15 protein-coding genes and 1 tRNA gene are annotated in these 18,397 nt (G+C 71.2%); 5 read left to right on the top strand and 11 right to left on the bottom strand.

What is annotated here, in order from left to right:
• Positions 1-17 precede the first annotated feature (17 nt).
• The 5 genes from pdxS to pgsA form a co-directional block, all read right to left on the bottom strand.
• Positions 18-929, bottom strand: a complete 912-nt coding sequence (gene pdxS / locus ABT186_RS03675; RefSeq protein ID WP_351923423.1) for a pyridoxal 5'-phosphate synthase lyase subunit PdxS — start codon at positions 927-929, stop codon at positions 18-20.
• A gap of 163 nt (positions 930-1,092) precedes the next feature.
• Complete coding sequence (locus ABT186_RS03670) at positions 1,093-1,638, bottom strand: LemA family protein (protein ID WP_351235658.1); 546 nt, start codon at positions 1,636-1,638, stop codon at positions 1,093-1,095.
• Positions 1,639-1,806: 168 nt separating this feature from the next.
• Positions 1,807-2,967, bottom strand: coding sequence for a glycosyltransferase family 4 protein (locus ABT186_RS03665; RefSeq protein ID WP_351225331.1), 1,161 nt, complete (start codon positions 2,965-2,967; stop codon positions 1,807-1,809).
• Entirely contained in the window at positions 2,964-3,905 is a 942-nt protein-coding gene (locus tag ABT186_RS03660; protein WP_351923421.1) for a phosphatidylinositol mannoside acyltransferase, read from the bottom strand. Before ABT186_RS03660 ends, ABT186_RS03665 begins: the two co-directional genes overlap by 4 nt.
• 28 nt (positions 3,906-3,933) lie before the next feature.
• On the bottom strand, positions 3,934-4,620 hold the full coding sequence (gene pgsA / locus ABT186_RS03655) for a phosphatidylinositol phosphate synthase (RefSeq protein ID WP_351225327.1): 687 nt from the start codon (positions 4,618-4,620) through the stop codon (positions 3,934-3,936).
• Between the two features lie 334 nt (positions 4,621-4,954).
• Here pgsA and ABT186_RS03650 point away from each other — a divergent pair, with 334 nt between their 5' ends.
• Together ABT186_RS03650 and ABT186_RS03645 are read left to right on the top strand one after the other, a co-directional pair.
• Entirely contained in the window at positions 4,955-7,153 is a 2,199-nt protein-coding gene (locus ABT186_RS03650; RefSeq protein WP_351225335.1) for an elongation factor G-like protein EF-G2, read from the top strand.
• Between the two features lie 208 nt (positions 7,154-7,361).
• Positions 7,362-9,038 (top strand): AbeC-like domain-containing protein, encoded by a 1,677-nt coding sequence (locus ABT186_RS03645; protein ID WP_351225333.1) that lies wholly within the window; start codon positions 7,362-7,364, stop codon positions 9,036-9,038.
• Between the two features lie 73 nt (positions 9,039-9,111).
• Here ABT186_RS03645 and ABT186_RS03640 read toward each other — a convergent pair whose 3' ends face one another.
• A complete protein-coding gene (locus ABT186_RS03640) occupies positions 9,112-9,678 on the bottom strand; it encodes an HIT family protein (RefSeq protein WP_351225325.1) in 567 nt (188 codons plus the stop codon).
• 67 nt (positions 9,679-9,745) lie between these two features.
• Between ABT186_RS03640 and ABT186_RS03635 the strand changes: the two genes are divergently transcribed.
• Complete coding sequence (locus tag ABT186_RS03635; protein ID WP_351225323.1) at positions 9,746-10,408, top strand: potassium channel family protein; 663 nt, start codon at positions 9,746-9,748, stop codon at positions 10,406-10,408.
• 31 nt (positions 10,409-10,439) lie between these two features.
• Here ABT186_RS03635 and thrS read toward each other — a convergent pair whose 3' ends face one another.
• The 3 genes from thrS to ABT186_RS03620 form a co-directional block, all read right to left on the bottom strand.
• Positions 10,440-12,416, bottom strand: coding sequence for a threonine--tRNA ligase (gene thrS, locus ABT186_RS03630; RefSeq protein WP_351225321.1), 1,977 nt, complete (start codon positions 12,414-12,416; stop codon positions 10,440-10,442).
• A 100-nt stretch (positions 12,417-12,516) separates the two neighbouring features.
• Complete coding sequence (locus tag ABT186_RS03625) at positions 12,517-13,734, bottom strand: hypothetical protein (protein ID WP_351225319.1); 1,218 nt, start codon at positions 13,732-13,734, stop codon at positions 12,517-12,519.
• On the bottom strand, positions 13,731-14,297 hold the full coding sequence (locus tag ABT186_RS03620) for a DUF4365 domain-containing protein (protein WP_351923419.1): 567 nt from the start codon (positions 14,295-14,297) through the stop codon (positions 13,731-13,733). Before ABT186_RS03620 ends, ABT186_RS03625 begins: the two co-directional genes overlap by 4 nt.
• Before the next feature lie 168 nt (positions 14,298-14,465).
• Here ABT186_RS03620 and ABT186_RS03615 point away from each other — a divergent pair, with 168 nt between their 5' ends.
• Complete coding sequence (locus tag ABT186_RS03615) at positions 14,466-15,191, top strand: 3'-5' exonuclease (RefSeq protein ID WP_351225315.1); 726 nt, start codon at positions 14,466-14,468, stop codon at positions 15,189-15,191.
• Positions 15,192-15,390: 199 nt separating this feature from the next.
• Here the strand turns inward: ABT186_RS03615 and ABT186_RS03610 are convergent.
• Both ABT186_RS03610 and ABT186_RS03605 read right to left on the bottom strand, forming a co-directional pair.
• Positions 15,391-15,465: transfer RNA gene (locus ABT186_RS03610), tRNA-Val, on the bottom strand.
• A gap of 39 nt (positions 15,466-15,504) precedes the next feature.
• Entirely contained in the window at positions 15,505-15,951 is a 447-nt protein-coding gene (locus ABT186_RS03605; protein WP_351225313.1) for an SRPBCC family protein, read from the bottom strand.
• Between the two features lie 97 nt (positions 15,952-16,048).
• On the opposite strand from ABT186_RS03605, the gene ABT186_RS03600 reads away from it, so the two are divergent.
• Positions 16,049-18,397: an SCO7613 C-terminal domain-containing membrane protein gene (locus ABT186_RS03600; RefSeq protein WP_351923417.1), complete on the top strand. Its 2,349-nt coding sequence runs from the start codon at positions 16,049-16,051 to the stop codon at positions 18,395-18,397.

Below are 18,397 nucleotides of genomic sequence, written 5' to 3'. Positions count from 1 at the left end.
CGGTCCGATGCGGTGGCTCACCAGCCGCGGTTGGCGTAGCGCTCGGTCTCGGGGAGGGTGTCGCAGTTGATGCCGACCATGGCCTCGCCGAGGTTGCGGGACGCGTCCGCGATGATCTTGGGGTCGTCGTAGAAGGTGGTCGCCTTCACGATGGCGGCGGCGCGCTTGGCCGGGTCGCCCGACTTGAAGATGCCCGAGCCGACGAAGACGCCCTCGGCGCCGAGCTGACGCATCAGCGCGGCGTCGGCCGGGGTGGCGACGCCACCGGCGGAGAACAGCACGACCGGGAGCTTGCCCAGCTCGGCGACCTCCTTGACCAGCTCGTACGGGGCGCGCAGCTCCTTGGCGGCGGCGTACAGCTCGTGGTTGTCGAAGCCGCGCAGGCGGGCGATCTCGTTCTTGATCTGGCGCAGGTGGCGCACGGCCTCGACGACGTTGCCGGTGCCGGCCTCGCCCTTGGAGCGGATCATGGCGGCGCCCTCGGCGATGCGGCGGAGGGCCTCGCCGAGGTTGGTGGCGCCGCAGACGAACGGCGTGGTGAAGGCCCACTTGTCGGAGTGGTTGACCTCGTCGGCCGGGGTGAGGACCTCGGACTCGTCGATGTAGTCGACGCCGAGGGACTGCAGGACCTGGGCCTCGACGAAGTGGCCGATGCGCGACTTGGCCATCACCGGGATGGAGACGGCGTTGATGATGCCCTCGATCATGTCCGGGTCGGACATACGGGCCACCCCGCCGTCCTTGCGGATGTCGGCCGGGACCCGCTCCAGAGCCATGACGGCGACGGCGCCCGCGTCCTCGGCGATCTTCGCCTGCTCCGGCGTGACGACGTCCATGATCACGCCGCCCTTGAGCTGCTCGGCCATGCCACGCTTCACGCGGGCGGTGCCGGTCTCGGGGGTCTGGGGGGTGGAGAGCGTGCTGGACACGGGTTTCGACCTCACTCTGGAAAAGAGGAAATTCTGCTCGACCGAGGAAACGGGACAGGTGCAGGCCACGGCAAGGGCCAATGGGGAGGCGGTGGATCGTTTTGCCCGGGAGTGGGGGCACGGGACACGGCCGCCCCAGGGCCTCACCACCCGCCCCGGCGCCTCACGTCGTGGACCGGTCCATGAGCGCCGCCGGTGGTTCGTCGTCCATTTCGAAGGCCATCGGGAACGGGGCGTGGCCGGCGAGGCGGAACCAGCGCACCTTGCGGTGGCGCCGCAGCGCCCGTGCCGCGCGCACCGCGTCGTTGTGGAACCGGCGGGCCATCGGCACCCTCCGCACCGCCTCCGTCAGCTCATGCGCGGCGGCCTCTCCCCCTGGCGCCTCCCGCACCGCCTCCACCTGCTGAGCCTCCCCGAAGACGGCCCGCAGCGCCTGGCTCAGCTCGCTCTCGGCGACCTCCCGCTGCTCCTCCTCCGCCTGCCGGGCCGCGTGCGCGGCCTCGTACAGGACGATCGATGCGGCCGGGTCGAGCACCCCTGAGGTCGCCAGCTCCTGGGCGACCGAGGCGCGCCGCAACAGCTGCGCGTCGAGCGCGGCCCGCGCCGCGTCGATCCGGGAGTGCAGCCGGTCGAGGCGCCCCGCGGTCCAGCTCAGATAAAGGCCGGTCGCAACGAGGGCGACGAGGATCCAGATGAGGGTTGCGGTCACGGGCGGCAAGGCTACCGGTGCGCTGCCGCTGGGCTTGGCCGGACGTCCTGCCGCGGCCGTCGTCCGGGGGCTGCCGCCCCCGGGCCCCCGCTTTCGGCCTGAACGGCCTCGTCCTCAAGCTCCCCCGAGCTCTTCGAGCAGGGGGTACCCCCAGACGGGCTGAATGTGTCAGTCCCGCGCCAACCCGAGCCGTGCCCGCAGTCCCGTACGTTCGTCCGCGGCCACTGCCGCCGCGCCGTCCGTCACCGTTTCGTAGACCGACAGGATGTCCGCCCCGACCGTCGACCAGTCGAAGCGCCGTACGTGGGCGCTTCCCCGCATGCGCAGTTCGGCGCGGCGCTCCGGGTCACCGAGCAGCCGCACGGCCGCGTCGGCGAGCGCGTCGGCGTCCTCGTTGGCGAACAGTTCTCCGGCCGCTCCCCGGTCGAGGACCTGGGCGAAGGCGTCCAGGTCGGAGGCGAGGACCGGGGCGCCCGCCGACATCGCTTCGACGAGGATGATGCCGAAGCTCTCGCCGCCGGTGTTGGGTGCCACATACAGGTCGACGCTGCGCAGGAACCGCGCCTTGTCCTCGTCGCTGATCATGCCGAGGAACTGCACGCGCGAGCGCAGCTCGACGGGGAGCGTCTCGACCGCTTCCTCCTCGTCGCCCCGGCCCGCGACCAGCAGCCTCGCCTTCGGGCGCGCGGCCAGGATCCTGGGCAGGGCCTTCATGAGGACCGGAAGGCCCTTGCGCGGTTCGTCGATGCGCCCCATGAAGCCGATCGTCTCGCCCTGCCACTCCGGATTGGGCTTGGCCTTCGCGAAGAAGTCGACGTCCACGCCGTTCGGGATCACCACCGCGTCGCCGCCCAGGTGCTCGACCAGCGTGCGGCGTGCGTACTCGCTCACCGCGATCCGTGCGCTGATCTTCTCCAGGGCCGCCTGCAGGATCGCGTACGCGGCGACCATCGCCCGGGAGCGCGGGTTCGACGTGTGAAAGGTCGCCACGATCGGGCCCTGCGCCGCCCAGCAGGCCAGCAGGCCCAGCGACGGCGAGGTCGGCTCGTGGATGTGGATCACGTCGAACTCGCCGTCGTGCAGCCAGCGCCGTACCCGCGCGGCACTGAGGAACCCGAAGTTCAGGCGGGCCACCGAGCCGTTGTACGGCACCGGGACCGCGCGGCCCGCCGAGACCACGTACGGCGGCAGCGGCGTCTCGTCGTCCGCGGGGGCGAGGACGGAGACCTCGTGCCCGAGTCGGATGAAGTATGCGGCCAGATCGCGGATGTGGAACTGGACTCCGCCCGGCACATCCCAGGAGTACGGGCAGACGATGCCGATCCTCACGGCGTCCCCTTCTCGGGGTCCTGTACGTTCTCGGGGTCTTTCGCGGGGTCCAGGTCAGCGAGCCACAACCGCTGCAGCATGTGCCAGTCCTCCGGATGCTCGGCGATCCCCGTGGCGAAGGCGTCGGCCAGCGCCTGTGTCATGACAGACGTCTTCTCGGCCCGGCTACCTGTCTCCGGTACCTCGACCGGGGGATGTACGCGCCCCTGCATGACGGGTGAGTCGTCGTACCAGAGGGTCACCGGCAGCAGCAGCGCACCGGTCTGCTGGGCGAGCAGCGCCGGTCCGGCGGGCATCCGGGCCGTCTCGCCGAAGAAGGTCACCTCGATGCCGGAGGCGGACAGGTCACGGTCGGCGACCAGGCAGACCAGGCCGCCGTCGCGCAGCCGACGGGCCAGCGTGCCGAACGCGGAGCCGCCGCTGTGCGGCAGCACCTCCATACCGAGGCCCTCACGGTAGGCGACGAACCGGTCGTAGAGCGTCTCGGGCTTGAGCCGCTCGGCGACCGTCGTGAACGGCGTCTCCAGCTTGGTGGTGACCCAGGCGCCGGCCAGGTCCCAGTTGGCCAGGTGCGGCAGCGCGAGGATGACGCCCTGGCCGGAGGCGAGTCCATCGGTGAGGTAGTGGATGTCCTTCGGGTCGAAGCCGCCCCTGACGCGCTCCTTGCTCCACGCCGGGAGCCTGAAGGACTCCATCCAGTAGCGCAGGTACGAGCGCATGCCTGCCCGGGAGAGCTCGGCGAGCCGCTCCGGAGTCGCGTCCGGCACCACGCGCGCGTAGTTGCTTTCGAGTCGTTGTACGCCCTTGCCGCGCTGCTTCCAGGCAAGATCGGCGATGGTCCTGCCCAGCCGGGTGGCGACGGGCTCGGGCAGCTTCTTGACCGTGCTCCAGCCGAGGCCGTAGAGCCCGTCCGTCAGCCGCTCCTGGAGGCTGGTCACGTCGCCGCCTCGCTCTCCTGCCGGCTGTTCATTTCGCCGCCTCGCTCCCCTGCGAGGCATTCTCGCTCTTCTTCCCGGACTCCGCGGCGTCCGCCTCCGCGGATTCCCGGCGCACCGTGACGACGCGCTGGATCAGCGTGATCAGGCTGCCCACGGCGACGATCCACAGCGCGATCGGCAGCAGCACCTGGATGCCGGGCACGCCGAACTTGTGCAGTCCGGCGAGACCGGCCGCCACCAGCGAGATCACCAGGCGTTCGGCGCGCTCGACCAGCCCGTTGACGGCGACGGGCAGACCGATCGACTCGCCGCGGGCCTTGGTGTACGACACCACCTGGCCGCTGGCGAGGCAGAAGATCGACACCGCGCACAGGACGTTGTCGTTGCCGTGGCCCGCGTACCAGAGGGCGAAGCCGCCGAAGATCGCGCCGTCGGCGACCCGGTCGAGCGTGGAGTCCAGGAAGGCGCCCCAGCGGCTGGAGCGGCCGAGCTGGCGGGCCATGTTGCCATCGACGAGGTCCGAGAACACGAACAGGGTGATGACGACCGTGCCCCAGAAGAACTCGCCCCGGGGGTAGAAGACCAGCGCGCCCGCGATGACGCCGGCGGTACCGATCAGCGTGACCGTGTCGGGGCTGACGCCCCGGCGGATCAGAAACGCGGCGAACGGTGTGAGGACACGCGTGAAGAATGCACGCGCGTACTTGTTCAGCATGGCCTTCCCGACGGTCGGTGGGCCGCGCGGCCCCTGCTGGCCACCGGCTGGCCCATCGTAGCCACGCGCGCACATGCGCGACGGCCGGGCACCCGCACCCCCGTGTCACGTCCTGATGGCGCCGTGGTCACGGGGCGATGGCTGCCGGTGCAGCACGGCCGGGCGGCGGGATCACGTCGTTCGTATGGACGCACCGTGACGGGAGTGCGAAGCTCGAAGTCACCGCGGGCGTCATCGGAGCCGCCATCGCTGGGGGCACCTCCCGGACGAAGTCTGGAGGAGGATCCGTATGTCCGCGCCCACAGTGACCTCACCGTGCACGGGAGGACAGGCCATGGGCGACAAGGCGAACACACACCTCGGAGCCGCCGGCAGGGCTACGGCGGCCGACCGCCCCGCGTCCGTACGGAATGTGGTGCTGGTCGGCCACAGCGGATCGGGCAAGACGACTCTGGTGGAGGCTCTCGCACTGACGACGGGAGCGGTGAACCGGGCGGGCCGTGTGGAGGACGGCAGTACCGTCTCGGACTACGACGACATCGAGCACCGGCAGCAGCGCTCGGTGCAGCTCTCCCTGGTCCCGGTCGAATGGGACGGGATCAAGATCAACCTCTTGGACACTCCTGGATACGCCGACTTCGTCGGGGAGCTCCGGGCCGGTCTGCGCGCCGCGGACGCGGCCCTTTTCGTCGTCTCGGCCTCGGACGGCGTGGACGGCTCGACGCGGATGGTGTGGGAGGAGTGCGCGGCCGTGGGCATGCCGCGCGCCATCGTGATCACGCACCTCGAGGCCGCGCGGGCGGACTTCGAGGCGATGACCCGGATCTGCGCGGAGGCGTTCGGCGGGGACGACCCCGACGCCGTACTCCCGCTGTACCTGCCGCTGTACGGCCCGCCGGGGCCCGATGGGCACGCGCCCGTGACCGGACTGACCGGACTGCTGACGCAGATGCTGTTCGACTACTCGTCCGGCGAGCGCAAGGAGTCGGAGCCGGGGCCCGATCAGCAGCCGCAGATCGAGGAGGCACGCAACCGGCTCATCGAGGGGATCATCTCGGAGAGCGAGGACGAGACCCTCATGGACCGCTATCTCGGCGGTGAGCAGATCGATCTGAAGACACTGATCCAGGATCTGGAGCGGGCCGTCGCCCGGGGCGTCTTCTTCCCGGTCCTGGCCGCCGCGCCCGCCGCCGACGGTGCCCGCCAGGGCCTCGGCACGGTCGAGCTGCTGGAGCTGATCACCGGCGGCTTCCCGACCCCGCCGGAGCGGGAGGCGCCCATGGTCACCACGCCGGACGGCAAGCCGCGCGCGGTCAAACTGTGCGACCCGGACGGGCCCCTGGTGGCGGAGGTCGTCAAGACGTCGTCCGACCCGTATGTGGGCCGTGTCTCACTGGTCCGCGTGTTCTCGGGCACCCTGCGCCCCGACGAGACGGTGCATGTGTCCGGGCACGGACTTACCGACCGCGGGCACGAGGACCACGACGTCGACGAGCGCATCGGCGCGCTGTCCGCGCCGTTCGGCAAACAGCAGCGCTCCCTGTCGCACTGCATCGCGGGCGACCTGGCGAGCGTAGCCAAACTGAACCGCGCCGAGACCGGTGACACCCTCTCGGCCAAGGACGACCCACTGCTCATGGAGCCCTGGGAGATGCCCGACCCGCTGCTGCCGCTCGCCATCCAGGCACACAGCAAGGCGGACGAGGACAAGCTCAGCCAGGGGCTCGCACGGCTGGTCGCCGAGGACCCGACCATGCGGCTCGAACAGAACCAGGACACCCACCAGGTGGTGCTGTGGTGTCTGGGCGAGGCACACGCGGACGTCGCCCTGGAGCGGCTGCGCAGCCGGTACGGCGTCCAGGTCGACGTGGTTCCGCACAAGGTCTCCCTCCGGGAGACGTTCGCGGGCAGGTCCGGCGGGCGCGGCCGTCATGTGAAGCAGTCCGGCGGGCATGGCCAGTACGCGATCTGCGAGATCGAGGTCGAACCGCTGCCCGGCGGCTCCGGCATCGAGTTCGTGGACAAGGTGGTCGGCGGGGCGGTGCCCCGGCAGTTCATCCCGTCCGTCGAGAAGGGCGTCCGCGCCCAGGCCGCCAGGGGCGTGGCGGCCGGCTACCCGCTCATCGGCGTCCGGGTCACGCTCCTCGACGGCAAGGCGCACTCGGTGGACTCCTCCGACGCCGCCTTCCAGACGGCGGGCGCGCTCGCCCTGCGCGAGGCGGCGGCCGACGCCACGATCCACCTCCTGGAACCCGTCGCCGAAGTGACGGTACTCGTCGGCGACGACTACGTCGGCGCGGTGATGAGCGACTTGTCCGGGCGGCGCGGGCGCGTGCTCGGCACCGAGCAGACGCCGGGTGGCCGAACCCTCGTACGGGCTGAGGTGCCGGAGATCGAGATCGGCCGGTACGCCGTCGACCTCCGCTCGCTGTCGCACGGCACCGCACGCTTCAACCGCTCCTACGCGCGGCACGAGCCGATGCCGCCACAGCTCGCACAGAAGGTACGCGAACAGGCCCAGGAAGCCTCGTAGTTGGACTTCCGTTCGACTCCCTCCCGTCGACGGACGGCTTCTCGGCCGTCCGCCGACGGATGTCGGTGCCTGCGGATACGCTGATCACCTGATCACTTCGAGATGCGATCCCGAGACGCGATCTTGAGGTGCGATCAGGACGCTGACCTGTGCAACAGGTGTGCAGAACACGGAAGTCGGGAAGGCCGCAGGAGCGGGTTCGGCGGCGATGGGGGCGGCAGTGACGGACGGATTCGATTTCGATTTCAGCCCCGGGGCACAGGTGCCCCTCTCGGGCTCCGCGGGCCAGACGGCGGCGACCTTCGCCCTGGCCTCGGCGGCGTACCGGGAGGACGACGAGGTCACGAAGATCCTCGAGGCCGACAACGAGTGGCACCAGTCCACGGTCAAGAACCCGCGTCCGTGGGCGAAGATCCTTCGCCCCAGGCTCGGCGAGGCCTACTCCCGCGCGGTGATCGACCGCATGCTGGGCGCCGGCCGCAAGCCCCTCATCCAGTCCTTCGGCACCGAGCCACAGGTCGTCGTGGAGCACTGCCTGGCGGCCTACCGCATCCGCCGTGAGCGCGACAACTGGCTCACGGCGGTGATGGTCCTGTGCGGGATCCTGTTTCTGCCCGGACTCCTCGGGTGGCTCCTGGTGTTCCAGATCCGGACCGTCCTCGGCAAGCGCGACGACAAGCGCGCCGGTGCCCTCGCCACGACCCTCCTGGTCGCCGTCGGCGCCCTCGCCGTGATCTTCCTGATCCGTATGCCGTTCACGGGTTTCTGGGCGTGGTACGCGCGCGGGGCGGTCGTCATGCCGGTCGTCGGCTGGTTCTGGGCCAAGCAGATCTGCGAACGCACCGCGAAGGACCTGCGCGAGCGCTGGGACAGTCTGCTGGCCGGCGGTGGCCTGGGCGCCAAGATCCCCGAGGCGGTGCCCGGCAGCCCGGGCGACGCGGCCGAGCAGCTGCGCAAGGAGCTCGCCCGGCTGAGCGCCGAGCAGCGCTCCAACTCCGTCTTCTACGCCGGTCCCAAGGGCATCCTCGGCATGGGCACACGCTGGGGCAGCTGGCAGCTGGCCGAGGACCTGGTCTCCGCCGAGCCGGGCAAGGAGTTCCACCCCTTCCGCAGCTGGGACGTCATCACCGCGATCCAAGGTGGCCTGGCGATGCTGGAGCGGACCTCCATCAACACCGGCGGCTTCCCGAAGCCCTCGATAACGCACTGGATCGTCACACCGATCGGGGAGAACGCGAAGGAGGTGTCCCGGCCGAGCGGCACCGACGTGGACGCGTACACGATCAAGACCCACGCGATACAGGACATCTGCAACAAGCAGCAGTTCGGCAGCGGTGACCGGCACTACCTGGGCGTCCAGTGGACACTGTGGGACGGCCAGTTGATCATCACCATGCTGATCACGGTGACGGTGCTGCACGACACCCTGCGCATCGAGGTCACCGGGCACGCCCTGGGACCGGTCAACTCCCTGTTCACCACGAAGCCCGCGGCCAAGGAGAAGGAGGTGGCGAAGGCGGTCAAGTTCTGGGAGACCCGCAAGGTGAAGCTGCCGCTGGTCGACGCCGACGAGGTGGTACGGCTCGCCGCGCGTGCCCCGCTCACCTGGTATCCGCCGCTCCTCAACTGGCTCGGCGGCTCGCTGACCCTGCCCGAGCCGTTCGGGCTGCGCCACGCCTGGGCCGACCAGCCCTGGCGGCACCGCTTCATGGCCGACGACGCGCTGCGCGCGGCCACGCCGGTGCTGCGCGTGGTGCATGCGGCGGCGATCCGGGTCCTCAAGGAGAACGGGGTGGACGTGGAGCAGTTCGGGACGCGGTCGTCGTTCCTCAGCACGCAGGTTCAGGATGCGGCGCCGCGGAAGGCCGACTTGTACGACGCGTAGCGGTAACCCTCGCTTTGGAGGGCACCCGGTGCTGCAGCGGGAGGGCGCGCCACCCGCTGACGGGTGCCCGCAGCTACGCAGACTGCGTGGGCCACGCCTCCGCCAGCATCTTCCTCGTGTCGGCCAGGAGCTGTGGCAGTACCTTCGTGTGGCCGACCACCGGCATGAAGTTCGTGTCGCCGCCCCAGCGCGGGACGATGTGCTGGTGCAGATGGGCGGCGATTCCCGCGCCCGCGACCGTGCCCTGGTTCATGCCGATGTTGAAGCCATGGGCCCCGGAGGCCTTGCGCAGGGCGGTCATCGCCTGCTTCGTCAGCTCGGCGAGTTCCGCGGTCTCCGGTTCCGTCAGGTCCGTGTAGTCGGCGACGTGGCGGTAGGGCACGACCATCAGATGGCCGCCGTTGTACGGGTACAGGTTGAGTACCGCGTACACCTGCTCACCGCGCTTGACGATCAGCCCGTCCTCGTCGGACTTGGCCGGAATCGAGCAGAACGGGCAGCCGTCCTCGGCCCCCGGACCGGTCGGCTTGTTCTCGCCCTGGATGTAGGCCATCCGGTGGGGCGTCCACAGGCGCTGGAACGCATCCTGCGTCCCCACTCCGATCTGCTGCTCCGGCTCACTCGTCATGATGTGCAGCATATGGCTTCGCCCGTTCGCGGCGTGTCGGCGGGGCTCGGGCAAATCCGTCACGGGCGAAGCTGGGCCGATGGACGACGACAGCCGTACGGCCCGCTGGGAGCGGCGGGCCGGGATCCCGCTCGGGGTGGCCTCACTCCTCTATCTCGCCTCGTACACGGTGCGGGTCCTGGGCGAGGGGCTGCCGGGGGCGGTGCGCGATGTGTGTCTGGCGGTGACCTACACGAGCTGGGCGCTGTTCGTCGTCGACTACGCCGTGCGCTGGCGTCTGAGCGGCGAAGGGCTGCACTTCGTCCACCGGCACTGGCTGGACTCGGTGGTCGTACTGCTGCCCCTTCTGCGGCCGGTGCGCGTCGTGCGGGTCTACGACGCCGTGCAGCGCCGGAAAGGGCAACCTCCCCGCACTTCCCTCCAGGGGCGGGTGATGCAGTACGCGGGCATGTCGGCCGCGCTGCTCGGCTTCATCGCCGCACTCGCCGTCTACCACGAGGAGCACACCGTCCCGAACACGACGATCCGCACGTTCGGCGACTCGCTGTGGTGGGCCGCCTCCACCCTGTCGACGGTGGGCTACGGCGACGCCGTCCCGGTGACGCTGCCGGGGCGGCTGGTGGCGGTGGTGCTCATGGGCTGTGGCCTGGGCCTGCTGGGCGCGGTGACCGGCTCGTTCTCGTCGTGGCTGATGGAGCGGTTCGCACTGCGGGAGAAGGACGGAGGGCCCCCGGGGAGCTGAACTCCCCCGGGGGCCCTCCGGCACATACGCGTCAGACCTGCGCCCGCTCCTCGACGACCTTCACGATCTTCGCGATGGCCTCGTCGAACGGGATGCCGTTCTCCTGCGAGCCGTCCCGGTAGCGGAAGGACACCGAGCCGGCCGACATGTCCTCGTCGCCCGCGATGACCATGAAGGGCACCTTCTGCTTCTGGGCGTTGCGGATCTTCTTCTGCATGCGGTCCGAGGAGGAGTCCACCTCGACCCGCAGGCCCTTCTTGCGGGCCGCCGCGGCGAACTTCTCCAGGTACTCGACGTGCGCGTCGCCGATCGGGATGCCGACCGCCTGCACCGGGGCCAGCCAGGCCGGGAACGCGCCCGCGTAGTGCTCAAGGAGCACCGCGAAGAACCGTTCGATCGAGCCGAAGAGGGCGCGGTGGATCATCACCGGGCGCTGCTTGGAGCCGTCGGGGCCCGTGTATTGGAGGTCGAAGCGCTCCGGCAGGTTGAAGTCCAGCTGGACCGTCGACATCTGCCAGGTACGGCCGATCGCGTCCTTGGCCTGGACCGAGATCTTCGGGCCGTAGAAGGCGGCGCCGCCCGGGTCGGGGACCAGCGGGAGGCCCTGCTTCTCGGCGACCTGGCGGAGGGTCTCGGTGGCCTCCTCCCAGACCTCGTCGGAACCGACGAACTTCTCCGGGTCCTTGGTGGACAGCTCCAGGTAGAAGTCCGTGAGGCCGTAGTCACGCAGCAGGTTCAGCACGAAGGTGAGCGTCTTGTCGAGCTCGTCGGCCATCTGCTCGCGCGTGCAGTAGATGTGCGCGTCGTCCTGGGTGAAGCCACGGGCGCGGGTCAGGCCGTGCACGACGCCCGACTTCTCGTACCGGTACACGGTGCCGAACTCGAACAGGCGCAGCGGCAGTTCACGGTACGAGCGGCCGCGCGCGTCGAAGATCAGGTTGTGCATCGGGCAGTTCATGGGCTTGAGGTAGTAGTCCACGCCCTCGTCGAGCTGCATGGGCGGGTACATGCCCTCGGCGTACCAGTCCAGGTGGCCCGACGTCTCGAAGAGCTTCCCCTTGGTCGCGTGCGGGGTGTAGACGAACTCGTAGCCCTCTTCCTCGTGGCGGCGCCGCGAGTAGTCCTCCATCACGCGGCGGACGATGCCGCCCTTGGGGTGGAAGACGGCGAGGCCGGAGCCGATCTGCTCCGGGATGGAGAACAGGTCCAGCTCGTTGCCCAGCTTGCGGTGGTCGCGCTTCTCGGCCTCGGCGAGGAAGTCGAGGTACTCCTTGAGCTCGTCCTTGGACGGCCAGGCGGTGCCGTAGATGCGCTGGAGCATCGGGTTCTTCTCGCTGCCGCGCCAGTAGGCGGCCGCGTTGCGCATCAGCTTGAACGCCGGGATGTTGCGGGTGGAGGGCAGGTGAGGACCCCGGCAGAGGTCCTTCCAGCACAGCTCGCCGGTCTTGGCGTCCAGGTTGTCGTAGATCGTCAGCTCGCCGGCGCCGACCTCGACGTCCGCGCCGTCCTCGCTGGACGCGGAGCCCTTGAGACCGATCAGCTCCAGCTTGTACGGCTCGTCCGCCAGCTCCTCGCGGGCGGCTTCGTCGGTGACGGCGCGGCGCGCGAAGCGCTGTCCGCGCTTCTGGATCTCCTGCATCTTCTTCTCGATGGCCTTGAGATCCTCGGGCGTGAACGGCTTCTCGACGTCGAAGTCGTAGTAGAAGCCGTCCTTGACCGGCGGGCCGATGCCCAGCTTGGCCTCGGGGAACAGCTCCTGCACGGCCTGGGCCATCACATGCGCGGTGGAGTGGCGCAGGATGTTGAGGCCGTCCTCGGAGGAGATCTCGACGCCCTCGACGGTCTCGCCGTCCTTCACCTCGTACGCGAGATCCTTGAGCTCCCCGCCCACGCGCGCGGCGATGATCGAGCGCTCGCCGGCGAAGAGGTCAGCGGCCGTAGTGCCCGTCGTCACCACGCGCTCTTCCCGCTCGGAATCGCGTTGGATGATCACACGGACGTCTGACACCGGTCTCTCCTGACTGCTGGTGGATGCGGCGCCATACCTGGAGCGCGCGCATGACTGGGATCGTACCGACCCGCGGCCACCCTCGGCGAAACAGCCGGCGTCAGTCGCCGCCGCATGCCTCCTCGAAGAAGTCGAGGTTCTCCTGGAGCGACTTCATCAGCCGGTCCCGCTCCGCCTCGTCGACCTGCACCGGCGCCACCCCGGACGCGCCCGTGAGCCGCCGGAAGCCGCCCCGGCTCTCCAGCCGCCCGTGCACCCGCACCGGCAGTCCGACGAGGTGGGCGTGGCCCGCTATCCGGTAGGACTCCTCGTCCAGTGTCATCCGTACGTGTGGCACCTCGGCCCCGGCGATGACCCGCAGCCGTACGGTGCCCTCGCCGCGCGGCCCCGACCTGCGCAGACGGACGACGGCCCCGGTCAGGCGCACCGGCACGGACGGCTCCTCGCGCAGATAGCGCGCCCCGGCCGCGCGTAGCGCGGGCAGGTCGCCGGGCGAGAACTCGACCGGCTCGGCGGGCGTTGCGCCGCCCTCGGGTACTCCGGCGGCGGGCGCCCACTCCACGGCGATCCTGGCGCCCTCGGACCCTCGCACGAGGGCGACCAGCGCCTCGGTCAGCTCGTGGCTCACGCCTGCCTCGACCGCGGCGTCGAAGGCGTCCATGCCTCCCGTTGCCCGCTGGTAGTCGATGGCCTCCCGGGCCGCGTAGAGCGCCTCGTGCAGACGCACCGCGAGCGGCCGGCCCACGGCCACGGGCACGAAGGCGGTGAGCCGACGGCCACCGGGGGCTGCGCCGACCAGGACATTCTCCAGGGACGCGGCGGCGGGCCTGCGGTGCCGGGCGCCGTAGTAGCCGGCACGCGCGCGTGTCGCGAGCGCGCCCGCGAGCAGCATCCGGCGGGCGGCGCTGCGCAGCTGGTCCTCGACGGTCCAGGGGGCCGCGCCCACGGGTCCCGTCGGTACATCCCGCCACCAGTGGATCTCGTCGCTGGGCACGGTGAGACCGACCAGCACGTCGCGGGCCGAGGGCGAGCCGCTGCGGGAGAGGGCGACAAGGGCCTCGCCGAGGAGGTCGTCGCAGTCGGGGAAGGCCCGGCTCTCCGGCACCAGCAGGCTCGTACCACTGCTGCCGGGGCCCGGCGGGGTCCACCGGCCGTAGCGCCCGGGGGCTCCGCCGCGGCGCTGCCAGCCGTGGCGGCGCAGCAGGGCGCTGAGCACGGCCGGGTCGACCTGATCGGGCGCGGGCGGCTGGTTCCACAGCGGCTCGACCGGGTGCGGCCGGACGGCGCGGGCCGCCTCCTCGAGGGGACGGTGTGTCACGGTCTGCCTCCCGTTCCGACCCGGGTCATGATCTCGCAGAGGGCGCGGTCGTCGAAGATGCGCGAGGTCGGGATGCGCACGGTGGTGCGGCGCCGGCCCGTGATCGGGTGTCCGGCGAGGTTGGTCCAGTAGCAGCAGTGCCGCAGGTCGAGGCGGTCGTGGCCGGCTCTCAGCCACTGCTCCTGCGACCGCGGAACGATCATCACGACGAGGATCTTGTGCACGGAGACCGGGGTGCGGGCGAGCTTCGCCAGGTGCTCGTTGTCGAGCGTGAAGGAGAAAAAGCGGCCCGGAGGGTGCGGCGGGATCTGATATGTCGCCTTGAGCTGCACCTTGATGGTGACCTCGTCGTCGACGGTGTGGCCGGGTGCGCTGTGACTGACGTGCCAGTCGATGCCGTTGTCCGGAAAGGGCTGCGACAGCGAGCAGCCGGCCGCCGCGGCGACCGCGTGCAGATAGCCCACCTGCAGTGTCTCCATGCAGGCGGTGGTGGCGAGTGTGCCGCGATGGGGTGCCGTCCGCTCGGGCAGCAGCCCGCCCCGCTCGGGCTGCGCTATCGCCATGACCAATTAGCCTTCCAAACTGAGTGAGTCCCCGTGGGGGCCGCTGAACTGCAAAGACCCGTACTCCTGTTGTCTCCTTCCGGCGTACGGCGCAAACAGCCCGGGTATCACCAAACGGGCAGAAGACGGTGCGTCAGCTGCCAAGGGTGAACGAGGAGTTGTGTCCGCATGACGTGCTGGTACGAGGGGCCTCTGGCCGCTTTCGACACGGAGACCACGGGCGTGGACGTCGAGACCGACCGGATCGTGTCGGCCGCCGTCGTCGTCCAGGACGCCCCGGGGACGCGGCCGCGCATGAGCCGCTGGCTGGTGAACCCGGGGGTGCCGGTGCCCGCCGAGGCGACGGCGGTGCACGGGCTGACGGAGGAACATCTGCAGCGCAACGGCCGCTGGCCGTCGCCGGTGATGGAGGAGATAGCCAGGGAGCTGGGCGAGCAGGCGGCGATGGGCCGGCCGCTGGTGGTGATGAACGCACCGTTCGATCTGACGCTCCTGGACCGGGAGTTGCGCCGGCATCGCGCGTCCTCGCTGGAGCGCTGGTATGCGTCGGCGCCGCTGTGCGTGCTGGATCCGCGGGTCCTCGACAAGCACCTGGACCGCTACCGCAAGGGCCGCCGCACGCTCACCGACCTGTGTGCGCACTACGGGGTCGTGCTGGAGGGCGCGCACGACGCGGCCGCGGACGCACTGGCCGCGATGGAGGTCGTACGGGCGGTGGGGCGCCGTTTCGCGGCCCGCCTGGAACGGCTGACACCGACCGAGCTGCACACCCTGCAGACGGGCTGGCACGCGGCGCAGGCCCGGGGGCTGCAGGCGTGGTTCGCGCGCAGCGGTACCGAGGAGACGGTGGACCCGGCGTGGCCACTGCGCCCGGAGCTGCCGGCAGCGGCCTGAGCAGCAAAGACCGGTCCGTCGATGACGGACCGGCCTCCTCGGAGTGGAGCGTGCCTGTGGCTGCTCGGCCCCTGGCCCACCCCGGCGTGCCGGGACGGGGGTGCGGGTGGCGAAGCCCCCGCAACGCGCGACGAAGTCGCGCAAAAACGACGAGAGCGACGCCGCTCGCGCTTTCTGCGAGCAGACGCCGCCCTCGATCTGGTGGGCGATACTGGGTTCGAACCAGTGACCTCTTCGGTGTGAACGAAGCGCTCTCCCACTGAGCTAATCGCCCGGGAACGCACTGAACAATACAGGTCCCGGCGGCCTCCCTTCAAACCGCTTCGAGGTACGCCACGAGTCCGCGCCGCCCCGCCCGCATCATCAGCCGGTGATTGGCGCGGAAGAACGGCCGTCCGGGCACGGCCAGTCGCCGCAACACCGGCTTGTTGACGTCGACCACCTGGTCGTAGCGGGCGAGGGTCCCGGGACCGGCCGCGGTGACCGACCAGCGGGCCCAGCCGTCGATGTCGCCGGACATGGCGATCTCCAGCACGCCTGCGGCGGGGTCGTGCCGCGTCTCCCGCGCGGTGACGGTGATGCCGTACGGCAGCAGGGAGCGGATGGTGATCACGGCGGTCGTGGCGTCGACCCGGTTCACCGCGCGGACCTGGGGCCACCAGCGGGGATAGTCCTCGGCCCGCTCCAGCACGGCGTACGCGCGGGCGGGCGGGACGGGCAGCTGCCACAGGCTGTGGAAGCGGTAATGGTTCCAGTCCATGTACCGAGTCTGCCGGGCCGCGGCCGGGCGGGTTCTGAGTACGGTCTGAGTACGCGCGCTCATGCCACGCGGCGTGATACGCGCCACACTCGAAGGTATGACCCACATACCGCCCCCGGCCGAGGAGTTGCGGATCCTCGATGCCGAGCTGTGGCAACTGGATGCGCGCCGGGCGCAGTTGCTGGCGCGCCGAGCTCTGCTGGTCGGTCGCCTCCAGCAGCCGTTTCCGCCCGCTCCCCCGGCGCCTCGGCGGCCCGAGACCACGGCGCCTCGGGTGCAGAACGTGCTACTCGTCCTCGGCGGCGTCCTGCTCACCGTCGCCGCGATTGCGTTCACGCTGGTCAGCTGGGGGCATCTGGGGATCGCCGGGCGGTCGCTGGTGCTGGGTGCGGTGACTGCGGCGGCGCTCGGCGCGCCCGTACCGCTCCTGAAGCGCGGGCTCCGCTCGACCGCCGAGGCGGTGTCCGCTCTCGGTCTGGCGCTGACGGTGCTCGACGCATACGCGCTGCACGAGGTGGCGCTGAGGGCCACCGACGGCACGGGTTACGCGGCCGTCGCGGCGGCGGTGCTGGCCGGGGTGTGGGGTGCGTACGGCAGGGGGCTCGGTTCCCTGCGCATGCCGTTCCCGGCCGCGCTGGCCGCCGCCCAACTGCCTCTGCTGCTGTGGGCGGTCGCGGCGGGCGCGGGCCCGTACGCGATCACGGCCGCGCTGTTGCTGACGGCCGGGTTCGACACGGTTGTCGCGCTCCGGACGCCGCTGAGGTCCGTACGCATCGCCGCCGCCGTCGGTGCGTACGGCATGGGCGGCTGGGGCGTACTGGCGGCCGGTCTGCTCTCCTGGGAGGCGACCGGCCCGGGCGCCGCCGCCCGTGCGGCGGCGCTCCTCACCCTCGCGGCGGCGATCGCGCTGGGCGTCGCGTGGCGGGCCCCGAAGCCGGGCCTCGCCACCGGCACCGCGGTGACCGGCGGGCTGTGCCTGGTGGCGGCCCTCGGCGGCATTCCGCGCGCGACGCTGCCTCAGGTGTGGGTGACGCCCGGTTATCTGGCCTTCGGGGTCGCGCTGCTTGCGGCCGTACGCGACCCGCTCCCGGAGCCGGTGCGGCGTGGCTTCGCCCGGGCTTCGGGGTCCGTGCAGGTCCTGGCGGTGGTGTGGGCGCTGCCCCTGGTCGTCGTCGCGCTGCTCGGTCCGTTCGCCTGGACGGGACGCGTCTGGTCCGGGGTCCCTTCGGACCTGCGCGCCGCGGTGACGGTCTGGGCGCCCTGGCCGGCCGGCACGGCGACCGCGCCGCTGGTGCTCGCCGTCGTCGCGGCAGTCCTGGCCTGGGTGGCCCGCACGATACCGGCGTGGCAGGTCCGGGCCACGACCGGTGCCGTGGTCACGGCCTGGGCCACCGTGCTCGTGCTCCCGTCGACGCTGGAACTCTCCTACCCCGTGGGGATGTTCCTACAGGGACTGACGGCTGTGGTGACGCTGGCCGTGGCGGCGTTCGCGCGTCGGGCACCGGCATCCGTGACCGCCCTCCTGCTTTCCCTCCTCACCGCGGCCGGCCTGGCTCTTCTCGCCCTCGCCTCCCAGGGCGCCACCCTGGCCGTGCTTGCCGCGCTGACCGTGCTCTTCGGCCTCGCCGCCGTGCGCCGGCGTCCGGCCGGGGTCTGCGCGAGCGCGTCCCTGGCCGGTGCGACCGGCCTGGCCTGTGCGGTGGGTGCCGCCGCGGGTTGGCCGACCGCGCACACCGCGCTGCTCGTCCTGGCCGTCCCGGCCGTCGCGGCCCTGCTCGCGGCCCGGTTCCCGCGGATCGCGGTTCCGGCCGAGGCCACGGCAGTGGTCGCCGGTCTCGTGGCCATCGGCCTCGCCCTCACCGACGGACCCGCTCTGGCGCTCGTCCTTGCCGTGTGCGGGGTGATCGCCGCCGGCACCGCCGTGCGCGCGGAGCGCCGCCAGGCCGGATACGTAGCGGCCACGCTGTTCGTGCTGGCCACCTGGGTGCGGCTCGGGTCCTGGGCCGTGGGCGCCCCGGAGGCGTACACCCTGCCGGTGACCGTCCCGGCGCTCGTCGTGGGGTTCGTCCGACAGCGCCGGGACCCGCTGGCCTCCTCGTGGACGGCGTACGGTCCGGGGCTCTCGATGACGCTCCTGCCGAGTCTGCTGACGGCGTGGGGCGACGCGGACTGGCCTCGTCCGCTGCTGCTCGGCGCCGCGGCTCTCGCCCTGACCCTGCTGGGCGCCCGCCACCGACTGCAGGCGCCGCTCGTTCTCGGCGGTGGCGTGCTCGTATCGGTCGCGCTGCACGAACTCGCCCCCTACCTGGTGCAGTTGGCGGGCGCACTGCCCCGCTGGCTGCCTCCCGCGCTCGCCGGGCTGCTGCTCCTCGCGCTGGGTGCGACGTACGAGCAGCGGATCCGGGACGCCCGGCGGGTGCGGGAGGTGCTGGGGCGGATGCGCTGA

Source organism: Streptomyces sp. NPDC001634, assembly GCF_040298185.1.
GTDB lineage: Bacteria > Actinomycetota > Actinomycetes > Streptomycetales > Streptomycetaceae > Streptomyces.
Note: the sequence above shows the minus strand (reverse complement) of the source record. Positions and strands in the feature narration are given on the sequence as shown.